The 23129-nt window shown below is 64.8% G+C and carries 30 protein-coding genes; 12 read left to right on the top strand and 18 right to left on the bottom strand.

Annotated elements, in window-relative coordinates; genetic code table 11:
• Positions 1-14: 14 nt before the first annotated feature.
• Positions 15-2093, top strand: coding sequence for a bifunctional sulfate adenylyltransferase/adenylylsulfate kinase (locus KVX96_RS06110; protein WP_261193436.1), 2079 nt, complete (start codon positions 15-17; stop codon positions 2091-2093).
• A gap of 110 nt (positions 2094-2203) precedes the next feature.
• Complete coding sequence (locus tag KVX96_RS06105) at positions 2204-3352, top strand: WD40/YVTN/BNR-like repeat-containing protein (RefSeq protein WP_261193435.1); 1149 nt, start codon at positions 2204-2206, stop codon at positions 3350-3352.
• A gap of 3 nt (positions 3353-3355) precedes the next feature.
• Here the strand turns inward: KVX96_RS06105 and KVX96_RS06100 are convergent, their stop codons facing one another.
• The 3 genes from KVX96_RS06100 to KVX96_RS06090 are packed head-to-tail and all read right to left on the bottom strand — an operon-like array spanning position 3356 to position 4904.
• Complete coding sequence (locus KVX96_RS06100) at positions 3356-4252, bottom strand: PhzF family phenazine biosynthesis protein (RefSeq protein WP_261193433.1); 897 nt, start codon at positions 4250-4252, stop codon at positions 3356-3358.
• Positions 4252-4479 (bottom strand): DUF1150 domain-containing protein, encoded by a 228-nt coding sequence (locus KVX96_RS06095; protein ID WP_261193431.1) that lies wholly within the window; start codon positions 4477-4479, stop codon positions 4252-4254. The genes KVX96_RS06100 and KVX96_RS06095 overlap by 1 nt, the downstream gene beginning before the upstream one ends.
• 11 nt (positions 4480-4490) lie before the next feature.
• Positions 4491-4904, bottom strand: a complete 414-nt coding sequence (locus tag KVX96_RS06090) for an Hsp20 family protein (RefSeq protein WP_261193429.1) — start codon at positions 4902-4904, stop codon at positions 4491-4493.
• 173 nt (positions 4905-5077) lie between these two features.
• Between KVX96_RS06090 and KVX96_RS06085 the strand changes: the two genes are divergently transcribed.
• The 3 genes from KVX96_RS06085 (at position 5078) to KVX96_RS06075 (ending at position 6960) form a co-directional block, all read left to right on the top strand.
• Positions 5078-5296: a YdcH family protein gene (locus KVX96_RS06085; protein ID WP_261193427.1), complete on the top strand. Its 219-nt coding sequence runs from the start codon at positions 5078-5080 to the stop codon at positions 5294-5296.
• Positions 5297-5402: 106 nt separating this feature from the next.
• Positions 5403-5891, top strand: coding sequence for a 5-(carboxyamino)imidazole ribonucleotide mutase (gene purE, locus KVX96_RS06080; protein ID WP_261193426.1), 489 nt, complete (start codon positions 5403-5405; stop codon positions 5889-5891).
• On the top strand, positions 5884-6960 hold the full coding sequence (locus tag KVX96_RS06075; protein WP_261193425.1) for a 5-(carboxyamino)imidazole ribonucleotide synthase: 1077 nt from the start codon (positions 5884-5886) through the stop codon (positions 6958-6960). The genes purE and KVX96_RS06075 overlap by 8 nt, the downstream gene beginning before the upstream one ends.
• A gap of 46 nt (positions 6961-7006) precedes the next feature.
• Here the strand turns inward: KVX96_RS06075 and KVX96_RS06070 are convergent, their stop codons facing one another.
• The 10 genes from KVX96_RS06070 to KVX96_RS06025 form a co-directional block, all read right to left on the bottom strand.
• Positions 7007-7411 (bottom strand): DUF1801 domain-containing protein, encoded by a 405-nt coding sequence (locus tag KVX96_RS06070; protein ID WP_261193424.1) that lies wholly within the window; start codon positions 7409-7411, stop codon positions 7007-7009.
• 5 nt (positions 7412-7416) lie between these two features.
• Positions 7417-8175: a lipase family alpha/beta hydrolase gene (locus KVX96_RS06065; protein ID WP_261193423.1), complete on the bottom strand. Its 759-nt coding sequence runs from the start codon at positions 8173-8175 to the stop codon at positions 7417-7419.
• A gap of 40 nt (positions 8176-8215) precedes the next feature.
• Positions 8216-9058, bottom strand: a complete 843-nt coding sequence (locus tag KVX96_RS06060) for a DMT family transporter (RefSeq protein ID WP_261193422.1) — start codon at positions 9056-9058, stop codon at positions 8216-8218.
• Between the two features lie 30 nt (positions 9059-9088).
• Positions 9089-9589: a GNAT family N-acetyltransferase gene (locus KVX96_RS06055; protein WP_261193421.1), complete on the bottom strand. Its 501-nt coding sequence runs from the start codon at positions 9587-9589 to the stop codon at positions 9089-9091.
• A 59-nt stretch (positions 9590-9648) separates the two neighbouring features.
• Positions 9649-10929, bottom strand: coding sequence for a carbohydrate porin (locus tag KVX96_RS06050; RefSeq protein ID WP_261193420.1), 1281 nt, complete (start codon positions 10927-10929; stop codon positions 9649-9651).
• Entirely contained in the window at positions 10926-11627 is a 702-nt protein-coding gene (locus tag KVX96_RS06045; RefSeq protein ID WP_261193419.1) for a hypothetical protein, read from the bottom strand. Before KVX96_RS06045 ends, KVX96_RS06050 begins: the two co-directional genes overlap by 4 nt.
• Before the next feature lie 135 nt (positions 11628-11762).
• Positions 11763-13028, bottom strand: coding sequence for an MFS transporter (locus tag KVX96_RS06040; protein ID WP_261193418.1), 1266 nt, complete (start codon positions 13026-13028; stop codon positions 11763-11765).
• A 7-nt stretch (positions 13029-13035) separates the two neighbouring features.
• Positions 13036-13566, bottom strand: a complete 531-nt coding sequence (locus KVX96_RS06035) for a chalcone isomerase family protein (RefSeq protein WP_261193417.1) — start codon at positions 13564-13566, stop codon at positions 13036-13038.
• A 168-nt stretch (positions 13567-13734) separates the two neighbouring features.
• Positions 13735-15369, bottom strand: a complete 1635-nt coding sequence (gene groL / locus KVX96_RS06030; protein ID WP_261193416.1) for a chaperonin GroEL — start codon at positions 15367-15369, stop codon at positions 13735-13737.
• Between the two features lie 44 nt (positions 15370-15413).
• Positions 15414-15701: a co-chaperone GroES gene (locus KVX96_RS06025; RefSeq protein ID WP_261193414.1), complete on the bottom strand. Its 288-nt coding sequence runs from the start codon at positions 15699-15701 to the stop codon at positions 15414-15416.
• 236 nt (positions 15702-15937) lie between these two features.
• Between KVX96_RS06025 and KVX96_RS06020 the strand changes: the two genes are divergently transcribed.
• The 3 genes from KVX96_RS06020 to KVX96_RS06010 all read left to right on the top strand — a co-directional run bounded on the left by KVX96_RS06020 (position 15938) and on the right by KVX96_RS06010 (position 17759).
• Positions 15938-16342, top strand: a complete 405-nt coding sequence (locus KVX96_RS06020; RefSeq protein ID WP_261193413.1) for an H-type lectin domain-containing protein — start codon at positions 15938-15940, stop codon at positions 16340-16342.
• 52 nt (positions 16343-16394) lie between these two features.
• On the top strand, positions 16395-17279 hold the full coding sequence (locus KVX96_RS06015; RefSeq protein ID WP_261193412.1) for a DMT family transporter: 885 nt from the start codon (positions 16395-16397) through the stop codon (positions 17277-17279).
• An 81-nt stretch (positions 17280-17360) separates the two neighbouring features.
• Positions 17361-17759, top strand: a complete 399-nt coding sequence (locus KVX96_RS06010) for a hypothetical protein (protein WP_261193411.1) — start codon at positions 17361-17363, stop codon at positions 17757-17759.
• A gap of 6 nt (positions 17760-17765) precedes the next feature.
• Here the strand turns inward: KVX96_RS06010 and KVX96_RS06005 are convergent, their stop codons facing one another.
• A complete protein-coding gene (locus KVX96_RS06005) occupies positions 17766-18446 on the bottom strand; it encodes a DUF2161 domain-containing phosphodiesterase (protein ID WP_261193410.1) in 681 nt (226 codons plus the stop codon).
• A gap of 95 nt (positions 18447-18541) precedes the next feature.
• Here KVX96_RS06005 and KVX96_RS06000 point away from each other — a divergent pair, with 95 nt between their 5' ends.
• Complete coding sequence (locus KVX96_RS06000; RefSeq protein ID WP_261193409.1) at positions 18542-18781, top strand: DUF6868 family protein; 240 nt, start codon at positions 18542-18544, stop codon at positions 18779-18781.
• Positions 18782-18812: 31 nt separating this feature from the next.
• Here KVX96_RS06000 and KVX96_RS05995 read toward each other — a convergent pair whose 3' ends face one another.
• Entirely contained in the window at positions 18813-19232 is a 420-nt protein-coding gene (locus KVX96_RS05995; protein ID WP_261193408.1) for a c-type cytochrome, read from the bottom strand.
• A gap of 179 nt (positions 19233-19411) precedes the next feature.
• On the opposite strand from KVX96_RS05995, the gene KVX96_RS05990 reads away from it, so the two are divergent.
• The 3 genes from KVX96_RS05990 (at position 19412) to KVX96_RS05980 (ending at position 21847) form a co-directional block, all read left to right on the top strand.
• Positions 19412-20332, top strand: coding sequence for a manganese-dependent inorganic pyrophosphatase (locus KVX96_RS05990; protein WP_261193407.1), 921 nt, complete (start codon positions 19412-19414; stop codon positions 20330-20332).
• 235 nt (positions 20333-20567) lie between these two features.
• Entirely contained in the window at positions 20568-20942 is a 375-nt protein-coding gene (locus tag KVX96_RS05985; protein WP_261193406.1) for a DUF4345 domain-containing protein, read from the top strand.
• A gap of 35 nt (positions 20943-20977) precedes the next feature.
• A complete protein-coding gene (locus tag KVX96_RS05980; protein WP_261193405.1) occupies positions 20978-21847 on the top strand; it encodes a DUF302 domain-containing protein in 870 nt (289 codons plus the stop codon).
• Here the strand turns inward: KVX96_RS05980 and KVX96_RS05975 are convergent.
• From KVX96_RS05975 to KVX96_RS05965, 3 genes are read right to left on the bottom strand one after another with little or no spacing between them, the layout of a single operon-like run.
• Positions 21825-22475: a DedA family protein gene (locus tag KVX96_RS05975; protein WP_261193404.1), complete on the bottom strand. Its 651-nt coding sequence runs from the start codon at positions 22473-22475 to the stop codon at positions 21825-21827. The two genes, KVX96_RS05980 and KVX96_RS05975, sit on opposite strands and share 23 nt — an antisense overlap.
• Positions 22472-22858, bottom strand: a complete 387-nt coding sequence (locus KVX96_RS05970; protein ID WP_261193402.1) for a hypothetical protein — start codon at positions 22856-22858, stop codon at positions 22472-22474. The genes KVX96_RS05975 and KVX96_RS05970 overlap by 4 nt, the downstream gene beginning before the upstream one ends.
• Entirely contained in the window at positions 22855-23019 is a 165-nt protein-coding gene (locus KVX96_RS05965) for a hypothetical protein (RefSeq protein ID WP_261193401.1), read from the bottom strand. Before KVX96_RS05965 ends, KVX96_RS05970 begins: the two co-directional genes overlap by 4 nt.
• Between the last annotated feature and the right edge of the window lie 110 nt (positions 23020-23129).

The following is a 23129-nucleotide window of genomic DNA, read 5'->3' as shown; positions in this document are numbered from 1 at the left end:
TGAGAGTCGGGAAAATGTCCTCCCAAACTGCCAAAGCCAGCCTGTCTGAAGAGGAAGATCTCCTCTTTCGCCTGCTGCGCCAGCTGGAGCTGGCGCCGGGGGCCAGCCAGCGCGATACGGCGGCGGCGCTGGGGATCTCCCTTGGCCGGCTGAACGCGCAGCTGCGCGCCGCCACCGAGGCCGGGCTCGTGCGGGTCAGCAACCGGCAGGGCCCCGACAAACGCCAGCGCTTCACCTACGACATCACCGCCCGTGGTGCGGCCGAGAAAAACCGGCTCACCGACAGATTTCTCGCCCGGAAGTTCGCCGAATACGACGCTTTGCACGCCGAGCTGACGGGCACAACCAGTGGCCTCGTTCCCTTAAAGCATAGGACCAATGAAATGCAGAATAATCTCGCTCCCATCCCGGAGCTCTTTGTTTCCTACGAATCTTCGCAAAAACTGAAAGTCGAGGCCGCCGACCTCGTGAGCTGGGATCTGACCCCGCGCCAGATCTGCGATCTCGAGCTGCTGATGAACGGCGGCTTCAACCCGCTCAAGGGCTTCCTGACGGAAGAAGATTACAACGGCGTCGTGGAAAACATGCGCCTCGCCGATGGCTCGCTCTGGCCGATGCCGATCACGCTGGACGTGAGCGAAGACTTCGCCGCCAAGCTGGAACTCGGCCAGGACATCGCCCTGCGCGATCAGGAAGGCGTGATCCTCGGCACGATGACCGTGACCGACCGCTGGGAGCCGAACAAATCCAACGAGGCCGAGAAGGTCTTCGGTGCTGATGACATCGCCCACCCTGCTGTGAACTACCTGCACCACCACGCTGGCAAGATCTACCTCGGCGGCCCCGTCGTCGGCATCCAACAGCCGGTACACTACGATTTCCGCTCCCGCCGCGACACGCCCAACGAGCTGCGCGCCTATTTCCGCAAGATGGGCTGGCGCAAGATCGTCGCCTTCCAGACGCGCAACCCGCTGCACCGCGCCCACCAGGAACTGACCTTCCGCGCCGCGAAGGAAGCCGAGGCCAACCTGCTGATCCACCCCGTTGTTGGCATGACGAAACCGGGCGACATCGACCACTTCACCCGCGTACGCTGCTATGAAGCCGTGCTCGATCAGTACCCGGCCTCGACCACGCACATGAGCCTGCTGAACCTTGCCATGCGCATGGCTGGCCCGCGCGAAGCCGTCTGGCATGGCCTGATCCGTAAGAACCACGGCCTGACGCACTTTATCGTTGGCCGCGATCACGCTGGCCCCGGCTCGAACTCCAAGGGCGAGGATTTCTACGGCCCCTACGATGCGCAGGATCTCTTCCGGGAACACCAGGAGGAAATGGGCATCGAAATGGTCGACTTCAAACACATGGTCTATGTGCAGGAGCGCGCCCAGTACGAGCCGGCTGACGAGATTGCCGACAAGGACAAGGTCACGATCCTCAACATCTCCGGCACCGAACTGCGCCGCCGCCTCGCCGAGGGCCTTGAGATCCCCGAGTGGTTCTCCTTCCCGGCCGTGGTGAACGAGCTGCGCAAGACCAAGCCGCCGCGCTCCAAGCAGGGCTTCACGGTGTTCTTCACCGGCTTCTCCGGCTCCGGCAAATCCACCATCGCCAACGCGCTGATGGTGAAGCTGATGGAAATGGGCGGCCGCCCGACGACGCTTCTGGACGGCGACCTCGTGCGCAAGAACCTCTCCAGCGAGCTGGGCTTCTCCAAGGAGCACCGCGATCTGAACATCCGCCGCATCGGCTATGTTGCGAGCGAGATCACCAAGAACGGCGGTATCGCCATCTGCGCGCCCATCGCGCCCTACGCCTCGACCCGCCGCGCCGTGCGCGAGGACATCGAAGCCTTCGGGGCTTTCGTGGAAGTGCATGTGGCGACCTCGATCGAGGAATGCGAGAAGCGCGACCGCAAGGGGCTCTACAAGCTTGCCCGTGAAGGCAAGATCAAGGAGTTCACCGGCATCTCCGATCCCTACGACGTGCCCGAGAACCCCGAGCTGCGCCTTGAGACGGAAGGCAACGACGTGGATTACTGCGCCCAGCAGGTTCTGCTGAAGCTCGAAAGCATGGGCCTGATCGGGGCCTGATCGGCAACCCTTTAAGTGCTCTGGAAAGCCCCGCCGCGTGCGGGGCTTTTTGTTTGCGCTCAGTTTGCGAAAACCCGTGGTAGGATGGGGCGTTCAACCGGAGGTTTCCCATGCCCCTCACCCTGCTCATCGGCACCACCAAGGGTGCCTTCCTCGCCGAAAGTGACGCAACCCGCGAAAGCTTCCGCGTACGCGGCCCCTTCTGCGGCGGCTGGCCGATCAACCACATGGCGGGCGATCCCGAGACCGGCACGATCTGGGCCGGGGGCGGCGGCGATTGGTTCGGCGCGGGCGTCTGGCGCAGTACCGACAATGGCGAGACATGGTCGCTTTCGCGCATGACAAGCGGGCAGCAGGACGAATGGGCGAAGAACGACGCCGATTTTGCCGCGATGATCGGCTGGACCGATGCCCCGCTGCCCTTCGGCGATGACTTCGCGCAGGTCTGGTCCCTGCATCAGGCGGACGGCGCGCTCTATGCGGGCACGAAACCAGCCACGCTTCTGAAAAGCACCGATGGCGGGCAGACGTGGGAGAAACTTTCAGGCCTCACAGATCACCCGTCCGCCAAAGATTGGCAAGGCGGCGCGGCCGGATTGACGCTGCACACGATCCTGCATGACCCTGCCGCACCCGAAAAGCTCTGGGTCGGGATCTCGGCGGCCGGGGTTTTCGCCAGCGAGGATGGCGGCGCAAGCTGGGAGCGGCGCAACCGGGTGAGCAATGCGCAGGCCTGCGAGGGCCATGATCACCCCGCCGCGCCCAAGGGTGGCGAAATCGGCCATTGCGTGCACAACATGCAGCGCGCCGCAGGGGGCGGCGATCTGCTCTACCAGCAAAACCACCACGGCGTCTGGCGCTCCAAGGACGGCGGGCGCAACTGGGATGACATCACCGAAGGCCTGCCCTCGACCTTCGGCTTCCCGATCCACGCCCACCCGCGCGATCCCGATGTGATCTGGACGCTGCCGCTCAACGGCGACATGGCCGGGCGCTTCCCGCCCGATGCCGCCTGCGCCGTCTGGTGCTCGCGCGACGGCGGCGACAGCTGGCAGGCGCAGCGGCAGGGGCTGCCGCAGGAAGCCTGTTTCTTCACCGTGCTGCGTCAGGCGATGGCGGGGGACCGGCAGGAGCCCGCGGGCGTCTACTTCGGGACAAACAGCGGCTCTGTCTTCGCAACGCGGGATGAAGGCGAAAGCTGGCAGGAGGTGGTGCGCCACCTGCCGACGATTCTGTCGGTGGAAGTCTTGGATCGGTAAGGCTTAGAGCGCCAGTTCGCCGCGCATCAGCACGCGGGCCTGCCCGCCGACCTTCACACCGGTGATCGCCTCGCGCGGGCCCAGAACCTCCACCTGCGCCTGGCCGGGGCGGCCCATCCAATGGCCCTGCTCCGCCGTGAAGCGTGGGGCCTCGATCAGTCCGTGGTGCCAGAGGTAGGCGGCCATGCAGCCCGTCGCCGAGCCGGTGAAGGGATCCTCGGGCAGCGAAGGCGGGGCCAAAAGCAGGCGCGAAAATGTATCGCCCGCCTCGGTTTCGCCGCCGAGCGTGACGAGGAAGGGCTCCATCAGGCTGGCGCGATCGGAGCCGTCATAGGCGCGGAACGCCTCCAGCGCCCCCACGTCCATCTGAGCGCGGCGCAGGGCGTCGCGGCTCTTGAGAACCGTGATGCAGAAAGGCGTTCCGGTGGAAACGGTCTGCGGCGTGCCGAGGATGTCATCGGCAGACAGCCCGTAGATCGCAGCAATGCGCGCGGGCTCGTGCTGCTTGCCGAAACTGGGCGCAGCTTGCGTCATGGTGATGAGCGGACCGCTGGTGGTATCTTCGACACGGATCGGCAAAACCCCCGCGCCCACTTCCAGCGTGAACTCCGCCAAGCCGCCTTCCAGCCGCACCATGCCGCGATCCAGCAGCGAAGCAACGGTGGCCACCGTCGGGTGACCCGCCATCAGGATTTCCTTGTCGGCCAGGTAATAGCGCACGCCGAAGTCGGCCACATCGGAGCCGACCATATATGCGCATTCCGCCAGCGATGTTTCGCGCACCAGCGCGAGGCGATCCTCATAGGAGATATCGGCCGCACCGTGCACCACGACACAACCGTTGCCTCCGAAGGGCTGCGCCGTGAAAGCGTCCACCCAATCGAAGGCGTAAGCGGCCATCAGTGGATGCTCACCGGCTCGAAATCATGCTCGCGGGCAAGAATGAAGGCAAGACGGCGGCCATCGACCAGTGCAAGCTGCTCGCCGTCGGAATTGTGCACGGCCACCAGATCTTTGGCGTCCATGGCCTGTTCCTGCACCTCTTCGGGCAGGTCGTTCAGCTCGATGGGGCGGATGTAGACGATACGATCCTTGGCCCCGGACGGGATCTCGAATTCGTTTTCCAAGTCGCGCCTCCTTAATTCTTATTGATCTTGATCGTCTGGACCACGGCGTCAGGCACCGAGCGACTCAGGTCGATATGTAGAAGGCCATTTTCCATGCTGGCTTCGCCGACTTCAACACCATCCGCTAGAACGAAACTTTTCTGGAACTGGCGTGCAGCAATGCCACGGTGCAGGAAGATCCGGCCTTCGCTGTCGTCACGCTGGCGGCCCCGCACCACAAGCTGCCGATCCTCCACCGTGATCGCCAGATCGGCTTCCGCAAAACCGGCCACCGCCAGTGTGATGCGGTAGCTGTTTTCGCTCGTCTGTTCGATGTTGAAGGGCGGGTAGCCATCGTTGCCGCTCTTGGCGGTGCGCTCCACGAGGCGTTCGAGCTGGTCGAACCCCAGAAGGAAGGGATGGGACCCGAGGGTCAGTTTGCTCATCTTATGCGTCCTTTTGTAAGCGACGGTCTGTGCAAGGCCCCCGAAGGCAGCCCTTTGCAAGGAAATATGGGGGCTCTGGCAGGGGTTCGCAAGAGATTCGCCCCTTTGCGGCGGGGCTCAAACCGGCTAGTTTCAAACCAGAGCAGACAGAAGAAAGCGCGACAGCGAAAGCAATGGACAGCCCCCACGAACTGACCCACGAAGAGGTGCTGCGGGTGAAGCTCGAAGTGCTGCGGCGCGAGCACCGCGATCTGGATGAAGCCATCCACGCGCTGCAGGAAAAACCCCATGCGGACATGCTGATGATGCGGCGGCTCAAGAAGCAGAAGCTGCAGCTGAAGGATCAGATCGCCCGCATCGAGGACGAGCTGACGCCAGACATTATCGCCTGAACGCCCGAGCGGGGATGGCCGCACGCCTGCCGCATTGCATCGGGCCTGCATCCGGCTATAGTGCCGCTTCCTTTCAAACAGGCTCCAAAACAGGGACGCGGCACGGATGACACACCCCAAGGTCGGCATCATCATGGGCAGTCAGAGCGACTGGCCGACGATGAAACTCGCAGGCGATATTCTGGACGAGCTGGGCGTGGCCTATGAGGCCAAGATCGTCTCCGCCCACCGCACGCCGGACCGCCTTTGGGACTACGGAAAATCCGCCGCTGCGCGGGGCTTGCAGGTGATCATCGCAGGCGCCGGCGGTGCGGCGCATCTGCCGGGCATGATGGCCAGCAAGACGCGCGTGCCTGTCGTGGGCGTGCCGGTGCAGACGAAGGCGCTTTCAGGCGTGGACAGCCTCTATTCCATCGTGCAGATGCCCAAGGGCTTTCCCGTGGCCACGATGGCCATCGGCGCGGCGGGGGCGGCGAACGCCGGGCTGATGGCCGCCGGCATCCTCGCGCTGCAGGATCCCGAGCTTGCCGAGCGCCTCGACGCTTGGCGTGAAACCCTCTCTGCCTCCATTCCCGATGAGCCGCAAGATGACTGACACGCCCGAGATGCTCGCCCCCGGCGCAACCATCGGCATTCTGGGCGGCGGCCAGTTGGGCCGGATGCTTTCGGTCGCCGCCGCGCGCCTTGGCTTTCGCACCCATATCTACGAGCCCGGCGCCAACCCACCGGCAGGCCATGTGGCCGATGCCGTCACCACCGCGCCCTATGAGGATACCGCAGCGCTTCTGGCCTTCGCCGATGCGGTGGACGTGATCACCTACGAGTTTGAGAACATTCCCACCGAGGCGCTCGACACACTCGAAGCCCACCGCCCGATCCGCCCCAACCGTCAGGCGCTGGCCGTGAGTCAGGACCGGCTGGTGGAGAAGGCCTTCCTCTCCGATCTCGGCCTGCTCACCGCCCCCTTCGCGGCGGTGGATGACGCCGTGGATCTGGCCGAAGCCATCGAGGAAATCGGCACGCCTGCGATCCTGAAAACCCGCCGCTTCGGCTATGACGGCAAGGGGCAGGCCCGGTTGCGCAACCCAGAAGACGCCGCGCAGGCGCTGGCCGATATGGCCAGTGCGCCCGCGATCCTTGAGGGGTTCGTCGATTTCAGCCACGAAGTCAGCGTGATCGCCGCGCGCGGGATCGATGGCGAAGTGGCCTGTTTCGATCCCGGTGAGAACGTCCACAAGGAGGGCATCCTCGCCACCACCACCGTTCCGGCGCGGCTGACGGCGGGCCAACGCACCGATGCGGTGCTGCTGGCCGCCAAGATCCTGAGCGCGCTGAAATACGTGGGCGTCATGGGCGTGGAGCTTTTCGTGACGCCGAAGGGCCTCGTCGTGAACGAGATCGCCCCGCGCGTGCACAACTCCGGCCACTGGACGCAGAATGGCTGTGCGGTGGATCAGTTCGAACAGCACATCCGCGCCGTGGCGGGCTGGCCTCTGGGCGACGGCAAGCGTCACAGCGATGTGGTGATGGAGAACCTGATCGGCGACGACGTGCTCCGCGTGCCCGAAATAGCCCGCGAAAGCGGCGCGGCGCTGCACCTCTATGGCAAGGAAGACGCCAAGCCCGGCCGCAAGATGGGCCACGTCAACCGCGTGCGCAGTTGAGCCTCTCTTCTGGCCAGAAATATCCCCGCCAGAGGCAAGACATCAATCAGGGCAGCCGTCGGAGCTGCCCTTTTCGTTTCACGATGTTCTTGTAATCCCACTGCACCACGCGCGCCTCGGCAAGCCATTTGGCGAGGGCTTGCGCGTCGATCTCGGAGGCCGCGCGGTAGCGGATCTCGGCGGCCTTGAAGCTGCCGCTGGGCGAGAGGCCTTCAGTCGTAAAGGACTGTCCGCTCCAGAACATCAGGCGCAGGGCGTCTTTCAGGCGGCTGTAGCCGACGATCGGGTTGCCTTCGAGAAACCAGACCGGATGGCGGTGCCAGATCTTGCCTTCGGCCTCCGGCAGCGCGTTTTGGATCGCGCTGCGCAACTCATCCGCGATGGCACGGTCCTGCGCGCTGAGGGCTGCGTGGAAGGCCTCGATGGAGGGCGCTGAGACCGGAGCCGGCACGCAGGCTACTCCCCCTTCAGGATCGGCAGCTCCAGCAGCACATCGCGCGCGCCTTGCAGGGCGTCGACATAGGTCATCGCGTGATCGAATTTTCCCTCGCGCAGGAAGTGATCTGTCTGCGCGATCACCAGCGGGTTGTTCATCATGAACGTATGGGTCACCGGCAGCACGATGTGATCCTGCATACCTTGAATCCGCGTGCTCGCCACCGAGACCTTGCCGTCGTTCGGCCCGTCGATCAGCGACGAGTAGAGCGGGTTCAGCGTGCGGTCCCCGGCAATCACGCCAAGCTCAAACGACGCCGCGCCGAGACGGTTGGGCAGCGAGTTCTCATCGGTGCCAAGCTGCAGGCCCGCCGGGCCGTTGATCCACTCAAACGGCTCCAGATCGCCGAGTTGATCGACCAGTTCGGAGCCGTGGTTGGGCGGGCCCATCATGACAACGCGGCCCATGTTCTCGGGGCTGTTTTCCGCCAGCCAGGCCCGCACGAGGATGCCGCCCATGGAATGGGTCACGAAATGGGTCTTGTCGGAGCCGCATTTGGCCACGGCCGCCGGGATCGTCTGCGCCACGAGCTCTTCAATCGTGGCTTCCGTGGAGGGGTAGCCGTCGTTCACGGTGCGATAGCCGAGCGCCTGCAGCGCCTTTTCCATCACCACCATGGAGGTTTCGCCGCGGGCAAGCCCGTGCAGCAGGACAACGCATTCGGCCTTTGCGGGCAGAGGCATGAGCAACACCAGTGAGGCAAGCAGAAACTGTTTCATGGGTGCTAAGATAGGCACCGCTTGGCCACTTGGCGAGGCCTCACGCGCGGGCGCGACGCAGCGACAGCAAGACACCGCCGAGCACAAGCGCTGCGGCCAGTGCGAAGCGCAGGGTCATCGGCTCCGCGAGAAGCAGCACGCCGCCAAAGGCCGCGATGACCGGCACCGTCAGCTGCGCCACGGCGGCGCGGGTGGCCCCCAGCGCGGGCAGAAGCGCGTACCAGAGCGCGTAGCCCAGCGCCGATGTCACCGCCCCCGCAACAACCGCCAGCGCGATGCCTGCGCCGTTGGCACTCAGCGGCCCCGCCACGGCGAGCGGCAGCAGCGCGACGGGCAGCGCCCAGAGGAAATTGCGCGCGGTATCGCCCAGAGGGTCCGCCGCGCCCCGGCCCATCAAGGAATAGACTCCCCAGCCCACCGCCGCCGGCACCATCAGGGCCGCCCCGGCGAGCGAGATCCCCTGCGCGGCACCGGACGCGGGCCAGAGCAACAGCACGAGCCCCGCGAAGGCGACGCAAGCCCCGAGCCAGCGCGCAGGCGGCACCGGTTCGCGGGCCAAAAGCGCCCCGGCAAACATCGTGACCTGCACCACGCCAAACAGGATCAGCGCCCCGACCCCGGCGTCCAACGTGACATAGGCAAAGGAGAAGCCGATCATGTAGACGGCAAGCCCCGCCACCATCGCGAGGTTGGGCCGCGCGCTGAGGGGCGCGAGCCGCCCGCGCAGGCCCAGCAACACCGCCAGCATCACCGCACCCGCCACCAAGCGCACCACCGCAAAGCTTGCCGGATCGATATGGCCGCCCGCCAGCGCAAGCCGGTTCAGGATCGAATTGGCGGCGAAGGCCACCATGGTGAGGGCCGTCAGCAGGGCAAGGCGCATCGGTTAGCTTTCTTGATCAGGCTTTCAGGATCAGTTTTCGAGGCGGGCAAAAGCGTCCGGGTAGCGCAGGCGGGCCTCGGGCGTGCCGCTGCCCTCCCCGAGCCAGCGCAGGCCGGTATACTCCAGCGGATAGGGCGAGGTCAGGCCCGCGGCCTGTTTCACCGAGAACCCGTGGCGGCCATAGAGCTTGGGGCTCCCGAGCACCACCACGGCGGCATATCCGGCTTCCTGTGCGGCCGCACATCCCGAAGCAATCAGCTTGCCGCCGATCCCCTGCCGGTGGCGGCTCGGCTTCACCGAAACCGGAGCGAGCGCCAGCCAGCCGGCGGGCTCCGCAAAGCGCGAAAACAGGATATGGCCGACGATCTCCGGCCCGTTGGGGCGTGTCACCTCGGCCACAAGCTCCAGCGCCACGGCGCGATCGCGGCGCAGCATGTCCACGAGGCGGGCTTCATCCACCTGCCCGAAGGCCTCGATGATCACATCATCTATGGCGGCGTAGTCATCCGGTGTGGTGGCGCGAATCTCCATGGGCAATGTGGTAGCAGAAAACCATGGCGGCGCGAGAGGGGGAGCTTGGCCCCCTGCCCTCAAAATGTCGTGCGGAAGCGCAGCCCGAAGGTGAAGACATCGTCAAACGCCGTGCTGGCCGCCGGGTTGCGCACCCATTGCACCGAGGGCGTGATCACCACGTTCTGCACCAGCGTCAAAGCGTAGAAGGCTTCTGTCGTCACCTGTTCGCGCAGCAGATCGTTGGAGGGCTCCCCCCAATTCACCGCGATCCCGAAGATATCGCGCGCGGCGCGGTGCTGGGTGTCGATCCCCACGCCGAGCCCGGCGGTGAAATCCTTCTTCATCACCGTGGATTTGCCATCCGAAAGCCCGGCGATCACGAAGGGAAACCAGCGATCCTGTAGCAGACGGCTGGCGAGAAAGGTCACGCCCTTGCTTTCCGGCACGCCTTTGTCCTTCAGCGCGTCCTGTTGCCAGAACTGCAAGCGCACAACGTCCCAGCGGCGCATGTCGCGGTTCGTGGGCCAGTAGCGGAATTCGACGGATTTGTAGAATTCGCCCTGATCGATGGTGTCGAACGGGTTGTCGGCGGTCTTGGCATTGGCATCGTGGATACCCGCCACCACGCCGAAATGCTCAGAAAACTCATAGGCCACGCCGCCGCCGATACCGCGGCCCGGCGCAGGCTTGGTGAGGCTGCTCTGCAGGGCGAGGTTCTGAAAGCCCCGCAGCGAGGAGGACAGCGCGTGCCCGTTGTACCACGAGAGCGCGCTGATCTTGCCCACGACGAAGCGCAAGCGCCCCTCCATGAGCGATTGCCGCCACGCAAGCTCGGTGAGCGCAAAGCCGAAATCGGAGAAGCCGCCGGAGGGTTTGATACCGCCGTATTCAAAGGCCAGCTTCGTGGGCGGAATCGCCGTGCCCAGCCGCTGGCGCTCTTCAAGGCGGAAGGTGAGCGTGCCCTTGTTCTTGGTGCCGCGCCCCAGCAGATCCCACGAGCCCTGAAGCTGCAGCCGCATCGCCGCCGCATCCTCCTCGCCCAGCGTGTCGCTTAAAGTCTGGCGCGAGCTTTGGTAGCTGAACTGAAGCTTCAGCCCATACTCATCATTCAGGCGTTTCTTCCAGGCAAACCACGGGGCCACGGCCTGCTCCAGCCCGGGAAAGGAGAGCACGCCGCGCACGCGCTGATCATCCAGCGCAAGATCTTCGGTGACGCTGTCGCCCGTCTCAAGGCTCGCGGTCTCCTGATAGCCTGACAACGTTTTGGCGGGCGGTAGGCCCTGTGCCAAAAGCGGCGCGGCGCAGAGCTGGAAGGCCAGCGCCGCGCCTGCGATGGCGCTCAGGCGGCTGCCGCTCACTGATCGGCCCTGTAGCGGGTGTAATACTGCTTCATGTCATCACCGACCATGTCCACCGGCGTGTCCGAGGTGCCTGCGATGATCACATCGGCCTCGGGCAGCGTCGCGCGGGCCGTCCAGCCTTCCGCGGGGGCAAGTTGGGCGGCGAGGTTGTCGGGGTTGCCATCCGTCACATTCGGGCCCCACGCATTGAGCGCATAAACGTTGCCCTCTGCATCCACCAACTCATAGATCGGCGCCCCGGCGCGGAAGACGAAGCTCTGGTTCTTGGCGCTGACGTAGGGCTCATAGGGCGCGGCCCCTTCGCCGCTGCCAAGGGCGGCCAGCGGCAGGGTTGCACCGTAGCGGGCGGCGATGCCGCCGAAGATCTTTTCTTCGCCCAGGTAAACCGTCTGCTCATCCATGGCCCAGAACTTCGGCCCGTTGAGCTGCGCCTTCAGCACACCATGCTCTGCGGCGAGCGCCTCCAGATCGAGCGCCTCCCATTTGTCGGCCGGGCAGCCATCGGAGGCGGAGGTGTTGTAAATCACCACATTGTCGGCGCTGATCAGCAGGAACTCGCAAAAGCGCATTCCGCGCATGTCTTTGATTTCGTAAGCCTTCATGCCCTCTTCGGCGTGCGTGGCAATGCTCGCCGCCGTGAGCGCGAGGCCGGATGCGGCCAGGTGCAAGAAAATGCGTTTGATCGAAACAGGCATGGATGGTCCCCCCAAAGTGCCCTGAACACGGCGGAGCGCGACTCACCCTAGGTCAACTTCCGCCAATAGGACGGTATGATACAACCTTATCGGGAGCTTGCGGGAAGTTTCACCAACAGTGCGGGACTAAGAGCGCTACGCGTGCCCGCGAAGACGCACCGTTTGCTCTGTCGCGTCAGAGGGGAGCCGCAGCACGAGCGCCATCGCGAAGAGCTTGAGCGCGCAGGGCAGCAGCGCATAGGCGACCACGAGCGCCGACATCGCGCGGGCGGTGTTCTCTTGCCCCGGCACAAAGCCGAAGGCATCCAGCAGGGGCAACAGAATGCCCGCCGCCAGCGCCAGCGCGGCTTTGGCGACGAAGGCCCAGAGCCCGAAAGCCAGCCCCTCGGGCTGGTTCTCGCTGTCCACGGCCATGGCAAAAAGGGCGGGCAGCAGGACCATGTCGGCCCCCACGGCAGCACCGGAGGCGAGGCAGACCACGGCGAAGGCCAGCCCCTGCCCGGGGCCCAGCGCGGCAGCGCCGATGAAAGCCACGACCGAAAGCGCCATGCCGGTGAGCAGCGTGGCGCGCGTGCCGAAGCGCCGCGCCGCGCGCGACCAGAGCGGCGCGGTTGCGCCAGCGGCCGCGAAGAACAAAAGCAGGAAGGGCCCGGCCAGCGCCGGGAGCGCCAGCCTGTCTTCCACGAAGAACAGAAACAGCGTGCTGGTGGCGGCCACCGGTAGCGCGTTCACGAAGCCCAGCAACAGCAGGAAGCGCAGGCGCGGGCTTTTGAACAGATCGCGCGGATTGGGCATGGCTTGGCTCGTGGACACGCGCGCGCCCTGCCGCCAGAGCGGCCACATGGCGAGGCTGGCGAGCAGGATCACCAGCCCGGCGGCCAGCGCGAAATCACGATAGGCGGTCTCGGCGCGGCCCGTGGCCTCAAGCAAGCTCGGCAGCGCCGTGGCCAGCAGGATGCCCGCCGCCGTCCCGGCCTCGCGCACCCCGGCCAGCCGCACATGGCCGCCCTCGCCCACTGTGGCGGCGAGGCGCACGCCCTGCCCGTAGAAGAGGATCATCAGAAGGCTATAAGCGGTGAAGACGAGGATCAGCGTCAGCAGCAACCAGAGCGCCGGGGCCATGCCAGCCGGGGGCGGCACCGCAAAGGTGCCCAGAAACCCCGCCGCCAGCGCAACACCGCCCAGCAGGGCCAGCCCCCGCCGGGGCGCGCCCGGCCTGTCCGCCAGCCAGCCCAGTAGGGGATCCTGCAGGAAATCCATCAGACGGATCACAAGAAGCACGCTGCCCAGAGCGGCGAGCGACAGGTCCAGTTCCCCCGTCGCGAAGCGCGGCAGGTGCACATAGAGCGGCAGGCCCGCGAAGGCGAGCATGGCCGCGTAGAGAGCGATGCGGGGGTACACTAACGCTTTAGCCCTGGCCGCGCAGCTTCCGTGAAAGTGCCGGGTCGCGGGCGTTGTCGGAGAGCCAGATGCCCAGCACCCGCTCCCGCGCACCCGGATGGCGCAGCTCGCAGGTCTTGCGGCCATTCAGCCAGAAATCCACCCCGTCGCGCCCTGCTGGGATCGCCACGTAGCGATCACCTTGGGAGACGCTCTTGAAGCAGGTGGCCAGCTGCGCTTCAATCGCAGCGTGATCCCCCTGACGTCCCTCCATCCGGCGCAGTTCGCGCATGGTGGCCCCGATCAGCTGACCCGCCGAGATGCCGCGGCTGTAGGCGAGCTCTAGCCCGAAAGGTTGCTCCCAACCGAAGGCGCGGCCACCGGCGGTGTAGAGCTTTGCGTCGTAGAACTTGAAGCCAAGCGCAGAGAAAGAGACCGCGCCGATGGGCGTGGCCTGCCCCACGGTGGCGGAAATCTCGGGCGGCAGAGCGTCGGCACGCAAGGGAGCCGTCACCATCGCAAGGGCGACAAGAGCGGGGGCGATCAGAAATTTGCGCATGTTGAACCTCCGGGACGTGTGTGCGTCATCTACAGAAGGATACGCGGCAGGAGGTATTTTGGATGAGTTGCGCGTCCGAACTGCCCGCCAGAACCTTGATCGCACAAATGAAAAAGGGGCCGCCCGATGGGCAGCCCCTCCTGATGAACAGATGTTCAGCCGTGTGGCTTACATCATGCCGCCCATGCCGCCCATGTCGGGCATTGCCGGGGCGCCGCCGTCTTTGGCGGGCTTGTCGGCAACCATGGCTTCGGTGGTGATCAGCAGGCCAGCAACGGAAGCAGCGTCTTCCAGAGCGGTGCGGACAACCTTGGCCGGGTCGATGACGCCGAACTTGAACATGTCGCCATATTCTTCGGTCTGGGCGTTGAAGCCGAAGGTCAGATCGTTGGATTCACGGACCTTGCCAGCCACGACAGCACCGTCAACACCGGCGTTCTCGGCGATCTGGCGCAGCGGGGCCTCGATGGCCTTGCGCACGATCATGATGCCGGCGTTCTGATCGGAGTTGGCGCCTTCGAGGCCTTCCAGCACCTTGCCAGCCTGCACGAGGGCAACACCGCCGCCGACAACCACGCCTTCCTGAACGGCAGCGCGGGTGGCGTTCAGAGCATCGTCAACGCGATCTTTACGCTCTTTCACTTCCACTTCGGTCATGCCGCCGACGCGGATCACGGCAACACCGCCGGCCAGTTTGGCCACGCGCTCTTGCAGCTTCTCACGGTCGTAGTCAGAGGAGGTCTCTTCGATCTGGGTGCGGATCTGGGCCACGCGGGCTTCGATCTCGGCCTTCTCGCCAGCGCCGTCCACAACGGTGGTCTCGTCTTTGGTGATGGTGACTTTCTTGGCGGAGCCAAGCATGTCCACGGTCACGTTCTCGAGCTTCATGCCGAGATCTTCAGAGATCACCTGGCCGCCGGTCAGGATCGCGATGTCCTGCAGCATGGCCTTGCGACGGTCGCCGAAGCCCGGAGCCTTGACGGCAGCGATCTTCAGGCCACCACGCAGCTTGTTCACCACGAGGGTCGCGAGGGCTTCGCCTTCCACGTCCTCTGCGATGATCAGCAGCGGCTTCTGGGATTGGATCACGGACTCGAGCAGCGGCACCATCGGCTGCAGGGAAGAGAGCTTCTTCTCGTGCAGCAGGATCATGCAGTCTTCGAGCTCAGCAACCATCTTGTCCGGGTTGGTTACGAAGTAGGGAGACAGGTAGCCGCGGTCGAACTGCATGCCTTCCACAACGTCGGTCTCGGTTTCGAGGCCTTTGTTTTCCTCAACCGTGATGACGCCTTCGTTGCCGACTTTCTGCATCGCGTCAGCGATCTGACGGCCGATCTCGGCTTCGCCGTTGGCGGAGATGGTGCCAACCTGGGCGACTTCAGCGGAGTCGTTCACCGGGCGGGAGGCCGCCTTGATGGACTCAACCACTTTCGCGGTCGCGAGGTCGATGCCGCGCTTCAGATCCATCGGGTTCAGGCCAGCAGCAACCTGCTTCATGCCTTCTTTCACGATGGCCTGGGCCAGAACGGTGGCGGTGGTGGTGCCGTCGCCAGCTTCGTCGTTGGTGCGGGAAGCGACTTCCTTCACCATCTGGGCGCCCATGTTTTCGAACTTGTCTTCCAGTTCGATTTCCTTCGCCACGGACACGCCGTCCTTGGTGATGCGCGGGGCGCCGAAGGATTTGTCCAGAACCACGTTGCGGCCTTTCGGGCCGAGCGTCACTTTCACGGCATCAGCCAGAATGTTGACGCCTTTCAGCATGCGGTTGCGGGCATCGGTATCGAATTTGACGTCTTTTGCCATTTCGAATGCTCCTAGAGAATTTCTGTGGAAAGGTCAGTCGACGATCAGGCGATGATGCCCATGATGTCGGATTCTTTCATGATCAGCAGCTCTTCACCATCGATGGTGACTTCGGTGCCGGACCATTTGCCGAAGAGGATCTTGTCCCCTTCTTTCACATCCATCGCGATGCGGTCGCCGTCTTCGTCTTTGGCGCCAGCGCCAACAGCAACAACCAGGCCTTCGGCCGGCTTTTCTTTTGCGCTATCGGGGATGATCAGCCCGCCAGCGGTTTTCTCGTCGCTCTCAACGCGACGGACCAGAACACGGTCGTGAAGCGGTGTAAATGCCATCTCGAATTCGTTCCTCAGTTCGAGTTGTCTCCCAATGTTAGCACTCAAGCGTGTAGAGTGATAACGCACCGGAAATAGGCAACGGCCCGCGGCCTGTCAACAGCGCCGCCCGGAAAAAACTGCACGCAGCGTCACTGAACGGCTGTCCAGTCAGGAATTCCACCTTTGACAGGTGGTATCGCTTTGAGGCACCAAAGCGTATGAAACCTACAAGCGACACAGAGAAGAAGGCCGCCATGAAAGACGAGGTGATCCGCACACCTTTCATCCAGCAACTGCTGCACCTCTCCTCCAGCAGCGCCGTGCTTTCGGCGACGGATGAGTTGTTCAACCATGTCGATTCCGGCGATTACATGTGGTCGGGCGACGGTGAGCGCCGGGTGGAGATGAGCTTCATCTTCAAGCAGCCTTTCCTCGACGTGCCGGTGATGTCGGTGGCGCTGACCGGGATGGACGCCGACCAAAGCACCAACCTGCGCTTTCACGTGGCCGCCGAGAATGTCTCGGCCACGGGCTTCACGGCCGTGTTCCTGACGTGGGACAACACCCACATCGCCCGCGCCTCCATCACCTGGACGGCCATCGGCCCCATCGCCCAGCCCGGCGCCGGGCGCAACGCCAACAACAAGGGCAAGGCCTAGGCGCGCCAGGGCGGCCTGACCGGGCCGCCACGCGGGCAGAGGCCCCTTTCTCATGCAGATCGCCACGGACCGGACCGCCAACCTGCGCGGCAGTGCCTTCATGATCGCAGCCATGGCGGCCTTCGCCGTGGAAGACGCCTTCCTAAAAGCCGCCGCCCAAAGCCTGCCCGTGAGCGAGGTGCTGATCCTCTTCGGTCTGGGTGGCGCGCTGATTTTCGCACTGGTGGCCCGCCTGACGGGGGCGCACCTGCTGGCCCCCGAGGTTGCCTCCCGCCCGATGCAGATCCGGGCGGTGTTCGAGGTGGTCGGGCGGCTTTTCTACATGCTCGCCATCGCGCTGCTGCCGCTGTCGACGGCCACAGTGATCCTGCAGGCCACGCCGCTTGTGGTGGTGGCCGGGGCCGCGCTTGTGTTCAGCGAGCGCGTCGGCTGGCGACGCTGGAGCGCCATCGGCATCGGCCTTGCCGGGGTGCTGATCATCCTGCAGCCGGGCGCAGAGAGCTTCTCACCTCTGTCGCTGATCGCCGTGGTCGGTATGCTGGGCTTCGCGGGCCGCGATCTGGCCAGCCGCGCGGCCCCGGCGGGGCTCTCCACCGCCGTGCTGGGCTATTACGGCTTCCTTGCGCTGATCGTGGCCGGCAGCGGCTACGCGCTTTGGGAAGGGGCGGCCTTCGCCCTGCCCGATCCCCGCGCCGCTATGTGCCTGTTGGGTGCCATCCTCTGCGGCACGGCGGCCTATGCGAGCCTGATGAAGGCGATGCGCACCGGTGAAGTCTCCGCCGTGACGCCCTTCCGCTACACCCGGCTGATCTTCGGCGTGGCGCTTGGGCTCCTGCTGTTCGGAGAAAGCCTGACGCCCGCGATGCTCTTGGGCTCAGCTCTGATTGTGGCCTCGGGCCTCTTCATTCTCTGGCGGGGCAAAAGGGCTGGCAACTGAGCCCTGCTCTTGCAGAGAACTGGCCGCAACGCCCCCGACGCGCTAGGCTTTCGGTTCACGCATCATCAACCGGAGGCCCCCATGCGACACATCCTGTTGTCCGCCCTCGTACTTTTCGCACTTCCCGCGACGGCGCAAACGACGATCCCCGTGCAGTTCGAACGCGGCACCGACAGCGCAACCTTAAGCGGCAGCATCATTGGCGACGAATATACCGACTACGTGCTCGGCGCCCGCGCGGGCCAGCAGATGAATGTGGGCCTCTCCGTGGAAGGCACCAACGGTAGCGGCACCGTCTATTTCAACATCCTACCGCCGGGCTCCGACGGCTACGCGATCTACAATGGCTCCATCGACGGCAACGACGCCTTTATCGAACTGCCCGAAAACGGCGACTACACGATCCGCGTCTACCACATGGGCAATGATCGGGACACGGGCAAAACCAGCGGCTTCCGTCTGGGTGTCGGCATCAAATAGGCAGGCCTACTCGGCCTCAGCCTGCGCCAATTCTGCAAGCCCCGCGTCGGTAGCGGCATAGATCCCGCGCTCCACGCGGCAGAACCAGCCCTTGTGATTGGTCGCCATCATCTCGGTGGCCCGCGCCACGCCCGTGGCCTTGGCCACCACGCTGCCCTTGCTCGGCCCGGCCTCGGCCAGATAGGCCAGCAGGCGGCGGGCGTCCTGCCGGTAGGCGGTCACGAGCTGGCCCCGCGTGCCGCCGGTGTTAGGATCACCCGCGCGCCGGGCAAATTCGCGCAGCAGCCCCGCCTTGCGCCGCGCCGCCATCTTGGGGCGGTAGGGGCCCGGGTCAACGTGGGCCTCCACGAAGCCATCCGAAAGCCGCACCGTCAGCAGGCCGAGACCGAGGCGGCGGCACAGGGTCAGGCTGGATTTCAGCACCTTCTGAAACGCGCGCCCCTTGCCGCGTGGCACGGCGATGTAAACGGCCTCGCTCACTGTCTGGCGCGCGACGGCCTGATGAAACAATGTGAGGGAAAAGCTAAGCTTCATCTCGATCAGAACGGGCTCCGCATCAGCGTCCGGCCCGCCCTCCTGAACGGCCACGATATCCACCCCGGAGACTTCGCTCTTCACGGTAAAGCCGCGCGCCTCCAGATAGGATTTCAGCGGCGCGTAGAGATCGGTTTCGCTGGGCTTGCTCACCACGCCGCCCCTTGAGAAAACACGCCAAAATCCCCATCTAAAGGGTGAGAAAGGGAGGCCTTTCGCCTCCCCTCTGGCCACCCAAGGAGGCCCCAATGACCATTGACACCCTGCAGCAGTTCTTCGGCCTGATGGCTTTGATCAACATTGCCTTCCTGCTCTTCGCAACGGTGATGCTCATGCTGCTTGGCGACTGGGCCAAGGCGATCCATACAAAGCTCACCGGCGTGCCACAGGAGGCGCTGCCAGAGGCCTATTTCAGCTTCCTCGCCAACTACAAGATCGCCACGCTGGTGTTCACCGTGGTGCCCTGGCTGGCGCTTTGCCTGATGTAGCCTGCCCTGATGTGATCTGCCTGCCACGCGTCTAGCGCTGCAGGGTTTCCAGGTAGGCGACGAGATCCACCAGAAGCTCGGGCGTTGGCGTCTCGGTGCCATCGCCGCTTTCGTAGATCACCGTCGGCCCGTCGGCGAGGATCTCGCCAAACTCCGGCATCAGGCTCGTGTGCGAGCCTTCGCGGAAATAGCCGTCGATCTGGCTCATCACCGCCACTTCCGGGAAAGTGCCGCCATTGGCCGCCGCGATTCCCGTCAGATCCGGGGCCTTGCCGCCCGGCAGGCTGCCCGCCAGCGGACCATCACCCATGCCTGAGGTGCCGTGGCACTGGGCGCAATATTGATCGTAGGTCGCCTTGCCCTGCGCCACCGGGGTGCCGATTGTCTGGGCGCAGGCCACGAGGCCAAGCATCAGCCCGCCCCCTGCCACTGTGTGTTTCCATGTTTGCATCTGTGCTGCTCCGCCTATTGCCGCGCGCCGCTTGCCGGGCGCTCTGCGTGTTCTGTCCCCAGAGTGCGGCATCTTTCGGCGTGCTGCAACCGCGACATCCCACCTCGTGACAAGCCCGCCCCCGCCGCCTATAAGCCGGGCCAAATTCAACGCTTTTCTTTGCAAGTGGACCCTCCCCTATGACCATCAAAGTTCTCGGCCACAAATCCCCCGATACCGATTCCACCGGCTCCCCGCTCGTCTGGGCGTGGTACCTCTCTGAGATCAAAGGCACCCCGGCCGAAGCCAAGCTGCTGGGCGAGCCCAACACCGAAGCCGCCTTCGTGCTGAAGCGCTGGGGCTTTGAGCAGCCGGAAATCATCGCCGACGTGAGCGCTGAGGACACCGTGGTTGTGGTGGACACCAACAACGTCGCCGAACTGCCCGCCTCCATCAACGAGGCCGATGTGGTGCAGATCATCGACCACCACATGCTGCAGGGCGGTCTTGCCACCAAAAAGCCGATCGACATCACCGTGCGCCCGCTGGCCTGCACCGCGACGATCATGGTGGACCTGATGGGCGATGACGCCGCCAAGATGCCCGAAGCCATCAAGGGCGCCGCACTCTCCTGCATCCTGTCGGACACGCTGAACTTCCGCTCCCCCACCACCACCGAGCACGACAAAGCCGTGGCCCTGAAGCTGGCCGCTGAGCTGGGTGTGGACGTGGACGCCTATGCGTCTGAGATGTTCGAAGCCAAATCCGACGTCTCCGCTTTCTCCGATGCCGAACTGCTGCGCATGGACTCCAAGGAATACGCGCTCGACGGCACCAAGTTCCGCGTTTCCGTGCTGGAAACCACCGCGCCGAAGATGGTGCTGGACCGCAAGGCGAGCCTGATGGCCTCCATGGGTGGTGTGGCCGCCGAGGATGGCGTGGATCAGGTGCTTCTGTTCGTGGTGGATATCCTCGCCGAGGAAGCCACGCTTCTGGTGCCCAACGATCTGGTGAAAACCGTCGCCGAGAAGAGCTTCGGCGCCACCGTTTCGGGCGATGCCGTGGTCCTGCCGGGCATCATGAGCCGCAAGAAACAGATCATTCCCAACCTGAAGGTCTGATCCGCAGCGGGCCGCGCCCGCACTTCAGAACCAATGCGAGGGCTGCCCATCGGGCGGCCCTTTTTTTGTCTTTTCAATCGTTTTCTCGCCAACCGAAAGGCTAAAGTCCTACCCGGTTGCCCCCTTTCCCCAAAGCGCCGAATGCGCAAAGGTTACTCCATTGATTAGCCGGCGACGTTTATCTCCCGCTCAGGGCGAGCGCACTGCTCGGCATTTCTGACTGGAGGGCAAGCTATTGTCTGATCGCCTCGTCCTGATCCTCGCTGCGTTGGGCCTGGTGCCGATTGCCCTGTCTTACGGCGTCATGCCGTCAGCCACTGTAACCTACCTGCTCGGCTTCCCCGTCGAGGGTGTGAACCAGACTCACGTCTTTCGCGCCATCATGGGGCTGTATCTTGCCAACGCTCTTTTCTGGTTGGCCGGTGCGAGCCGCCCTAACCTCACCATCCCCGCCCTATGGGTGCTTTTCCTGTTCATGGCCGGACTGGCGGCAGGACGGATCCTAAGCATCGTCCTCGACGGCATGCCAAACGGCGTGTTGCTGTTTTATCTGGTGGCTGAGCTGTTCTTTGCCGCTCTTGCCCTGCGCTGCCTGCGGGCCGCGACGTGACCGATCCACGCTCAACGACGAAGGAGAGACGACTAATGAAACCACTCCATTTTCGGGCATTCGCCAAGGGCGCGGCTTTCGCGGGCCTTTTCGCCGCGCCAGCCCTTGCTGATACGCTTCAGGCCGATGTGGACGCCATCGCTCAAGGGGCCACCCGCGCCATCGAGAGCGCCGGGCTCACGCCTATCGTGGAAATTGATCACGCCCGCCTTGCCGAGGCCGAGGGCGTTGCCATGCCGCCCTCGCGGGTGCAGATCTTCTCGGATCCGGCAGTGAACACACCGCTTCTGGCGGAAAACATCCGTGCCGGGCTGGATCTGCCCTTCCGCCTGCTCGCCTATGGCAACGGGTCCGAGGCCGCCGCGATCACCACAGGTGCAGGCTTCCTGCAGATCCGCCATGGCCTGTCCGGCGGCGCTGCCCTTGAGGAATTCAGCGCGCGCCTTGCCAGTGTCACCGGAGAAATGGCCGGTCCCGTTGCGACTGCGCCCACCGAGGCGCTCACGCAGGATTACGGAGTCATCGAACTGACCACCGGCATGGACGTCCCTACGGCTGTGGCCAGCCTGAAAGAGGTGGTGATGGCGCAGGACGATACCGTCTGGTTCGGAGAGATCGACTTCACCGCAGAAGCCGAAGCGCTTGGCACCGACGTGCCGGACGCGGTGCTCCTTCTCTTCGGCGGCCCCGGCCCCGGCGGCGTGGCCATGGCCGATTTCCCGGCCATCGGGCTCGATGCCTTCTGCCAGAAGCTGCTGGTCTATGCCGGTGCGGATGGCACCACCAAGGTGATCTTCAACGACATCGCCGCCTTCGCAGAGCTGCATTATGGCACTTCCGCCAAGCCCCACCACGCCCTGAACGAGCGCCTCACGGCCACCTTCAGCGGGGCGATTGCGGAGTAGCGCCAGTGGCAGGCCGGAGCCCCCTTGCCCTCCCGGCCTCCTTGGCCCGCAGCACGGCGCGGATCCAGAGCGCCATCGCCCCGGCGACCGCAAGCGCCACGAGAAAGCCGATCACATTGCCCATGACATCGGCCACATAGCTCACCTGATCCATGAACAGGTAGCCCAGCCCAACATAGAGCGTGACCCAGATCGCCTCGCCCGCCACGTCCCAGAGCGTGAAGCGCCGCCACGATAGCCCCGCGGCACCGGAGGCGAAATTGACCCAGGGCCCCAGCGGCGCAAGCGCCCATGTGGAAAGGAACACCCCGATCCCGCCGCGCCGCGCCACCAGCGCCTGCGCGCGGCCAAGGGCAGCGGCGCGCGCCGGGGAGCGAGCAAGGCGCTGCAGCATCACAGCACCGCCCCGCCGCCCGATCAGGTAGCCCGCCTGATCGCCCAGCACCGCGCCCAGAAAGGCCGCGCCGCCAACCGCGAGCGGGTCGAGATCGCCCGAGGCTACGAAGGCCCCGCCGGTGAGCATCATCAGCGAGGTCGGGATTGGCAGCAGCAGGCAGGAAAGAAAGGCCGAGGCCATGATCACCACGCTGCCGTATTGCGTGACGAGGGCAAAGATCGTTTCCGTCATCGCATCTTGCCTTCGTCCGCCGCCCGTTTGGCAGCATGAAAGGCGGCGATGGCCGCTTCGGCCTCGGAAATCACCTGCGCCGTGGGAACCCCACGAAAGGTGGCCAGCGCATCAAGGCTCATCGGCCCGTCAGGCGGCGGGCGCGGAGCGTCGATGGCCTCCAGCACCACCTCCGGCGGCACGCGCCACGATCGCGCCACATAGCGCGGTGTCATCCAGCCGGCCACGGGCTGCATCCGCTCCGCGCGCGGCGGCATCTGGTGCCAGTGCAGCGCGGCGCGCAGGCCGAACACCGCGCTCGCCAGAAGCGCAACAGCCAAGACGAGACTCGCCACCGGGGCCGCGCGCCAGATGCGCCGCAGGGCCGCGAAGAAACGCGTCACCGGGCCGCGTCCAGAACAACGGCATAGGGCACCTCTGCCCAGAGCACCGGCGAAAGCGCCACGGCAGAAACGGTGAGCAGTGCAAGGCTGACGCAGACAAAAGCGGCGGCCACCCGCTGCAGGTTTCCGAGCCATGCACGCCCTGCCCCCAAATCGCTCATCTCAAATCCCTCACGTCTAAGTCATTCGGTCCGGTTAAACCTGATACGCGCCGCGCCGGGGGTTCCGTCGCCATGGCTTCAGAAAACCGCCGCAACATGGCCCCTGCCCC

The sequence above is a fragment of the Pseudoruegeria sp. SHC-113 genome, from assembly GCF_025376885.1.
GTDB lineage: Bacteria > Pseudomonadota > Alphaproteobacteria > Rhodobacterales > Rhodobacteraceae > Pseudoruegeria.
Note: the sequence above shows the minus strand (reverse complement) of the source record. Positions and strands in the feature narration are given on the sequence as shown.

What these genes read in the sequence shown, in the direction of transcription:
- groL (WP_261193416.1), bottom strand. Translation starts at nt 15,369, where the DNA reads ATGGCAAAAGACGTCAAATTCGATACCGATGCCCGCAACCGCATGCTG.
- KVX96_RS06075 (WP_261193425.1), top strand. Translation starts at nt 5,884, where the DNA reads ATGACTGACACGCCCGAGATGCTCGCCCCCGGCGCAACCATCGGCATT.
- KVX96_RS05980 (WP_261193405.1), top strand. Translation starts at nt 20,978, where the DNA reads ATGAAACCACTCCATTTTCGGGCATTCGCCAAGGGCGCGGCTTTCGCG.
- KVX96_RS06015 (WP_261193412.1), top strand. Translation starts at nt 16,395, where the DNA reads ATGCAGATCGCCACGGACCGGACCGCCAACCTGCGCGGCAGTGCCTTC.
- purE (WP_261193426.1), top strand. Translation starts at nt 5,403, where the DNA reads ATGACACACCCCAAGGTCGGCATCATCATGGGCAGTCAGAGCGACTGG.
- KVX96_RS06060 (WP_261193422.1), bottom strand. Translation starts at nt 9,058, where the DNA reads ATGCGCCTTGCCCTGCTGACGGCCCTCACCATGGTGGCCTTCGCCGCC.
- KVX96_RS05990 (WP_261193407.1), top strand. Translation starts at nt 19,412, where the DNA reads ATGACCATCAAAGTTCTCGGCCACAAATCCCCCGATACCGATTCCACC.
- KVX96_RS06065 (WP_261193423.1), bottom strand. Translation starts at nt 8,175, where the DNA reads ATGAAACAGTTTCTGCTTGCCTCACTGGTGTTGCTCATGCCTCTGCCC.
- KVX96_RS06020 (WP_261193413.1), top strand. Translation starts at nt 15,938, where the DNA reads ATGAAAGACGAGGTGATCCGCACACCTTTCATCCAGCAACTGCTGCAC.
- KVX96_RS05995 (WP_261193408.1), bottom strand. Translation starts at nt 19,232, where the DNA reads ATGCAAACATGGAAACACACAGTGGCAGGGGGCGGGCTGATGCTTGGC.
- KVX96_RS06045 (WP_261193419.1), bottom strand. Translation starts at nt 11,627, where the DNA reads ATGCCTGTTTCGATCAAACGCATTTTCTTGCACCTGGCCGCATCCGGC.
- KVX96_RS06035 (WP_261193417.1), bottom strand. Translation starts at nt 13,566, where the DNA reads ATGCGCAAATTTCTGATCGCCCCCGCTCTTGTCGCCCTTGCGATGGTG.
- KVX96_RS06085 (WP_261193427.1), top strand. Translation starts at nt 5,078, where the DNA reads ATGGACAGCCCCCACGAACTGACCCACGAAGAGGTGCTGCGGGTGAAG.
- KVX96_RS05965 (WP_261193401.1), bottom strand. Translation starts at nt 23,019, where the DNA reads ATGAGCGATTTGGGGGCAGGGCGTGCATGGCTCGGAAACCTGCAGCGG.
- KVX96_RS05975 (WP_261193404.1), bottom strand. Translation starts at nt 22,475, where the DNA reads ATGACGGAAACGATCTTTGCCCTCGTCACGCAATACGGCAGCGTGGTG.
- KVX96_RS06025 (WP_261193414.1), bottom strand. Translation starts at nt 15,701, where the DNA reads ATGGCATTTACACCGCTTCACGACCGTGTTCTGGTCCGTCGCGTTGAG.
- KVX96_RS06055 (WP_261193421.1), bottom strand. Translation starts at nt 9,589, where the DNA reads ATGGAGATTCGCGCCACCACACCGGATGACTACGCCGCCATAGATGAT.
- KVX96_RS06010 (WP_261193411.1), top strand. Translation starts at nt 17,361, where the DNA reads ATGCGACACATCCTGTTGTCCGCCCTCGTACTTTTCGCACTTCCCGCG.
- KVX96_RS06090 (WP_261193429.1), bottom strand. Translation starts at nt 4,904, where the DNA reads ATGAGCAAACTGACCCTCGGGTCCCATCCCTTCCTTCTGGGGTTCGAC.
- KVX96_RS06000 (WP_261193409.1), top strand. Translation starts at nt 18,542, where the DNA reads ATGACCATTGACACCCTGCAGCAGTTCTTCGGCCTGATGGCTTTGATC.
- KVX96_RS06100 (WP_261193433.1), bottom strand. Translation starts at nt 4,252, where the DNA reads ATGGCCGCTTACGCCTTCGATTGGGTGGACGCTTTCACGGCGCAGCCC.
- KVX96_RS06110 (WP_261193436.1), top strand. Translation starts at nt 15, where the DNA reads ATGTCCTCCCAAACTGCCAAAGCCAGCCTGTCTGAAGAGGAAGATCTC.
- KVX96_RS06105 (WP_261193435.1), top strand. Translation starts at nt 2,204, where the DNA reads ATGCCCCTCACCCTGCTCATCGGCACCACCAAGGGTGCCTTCCTCGCC.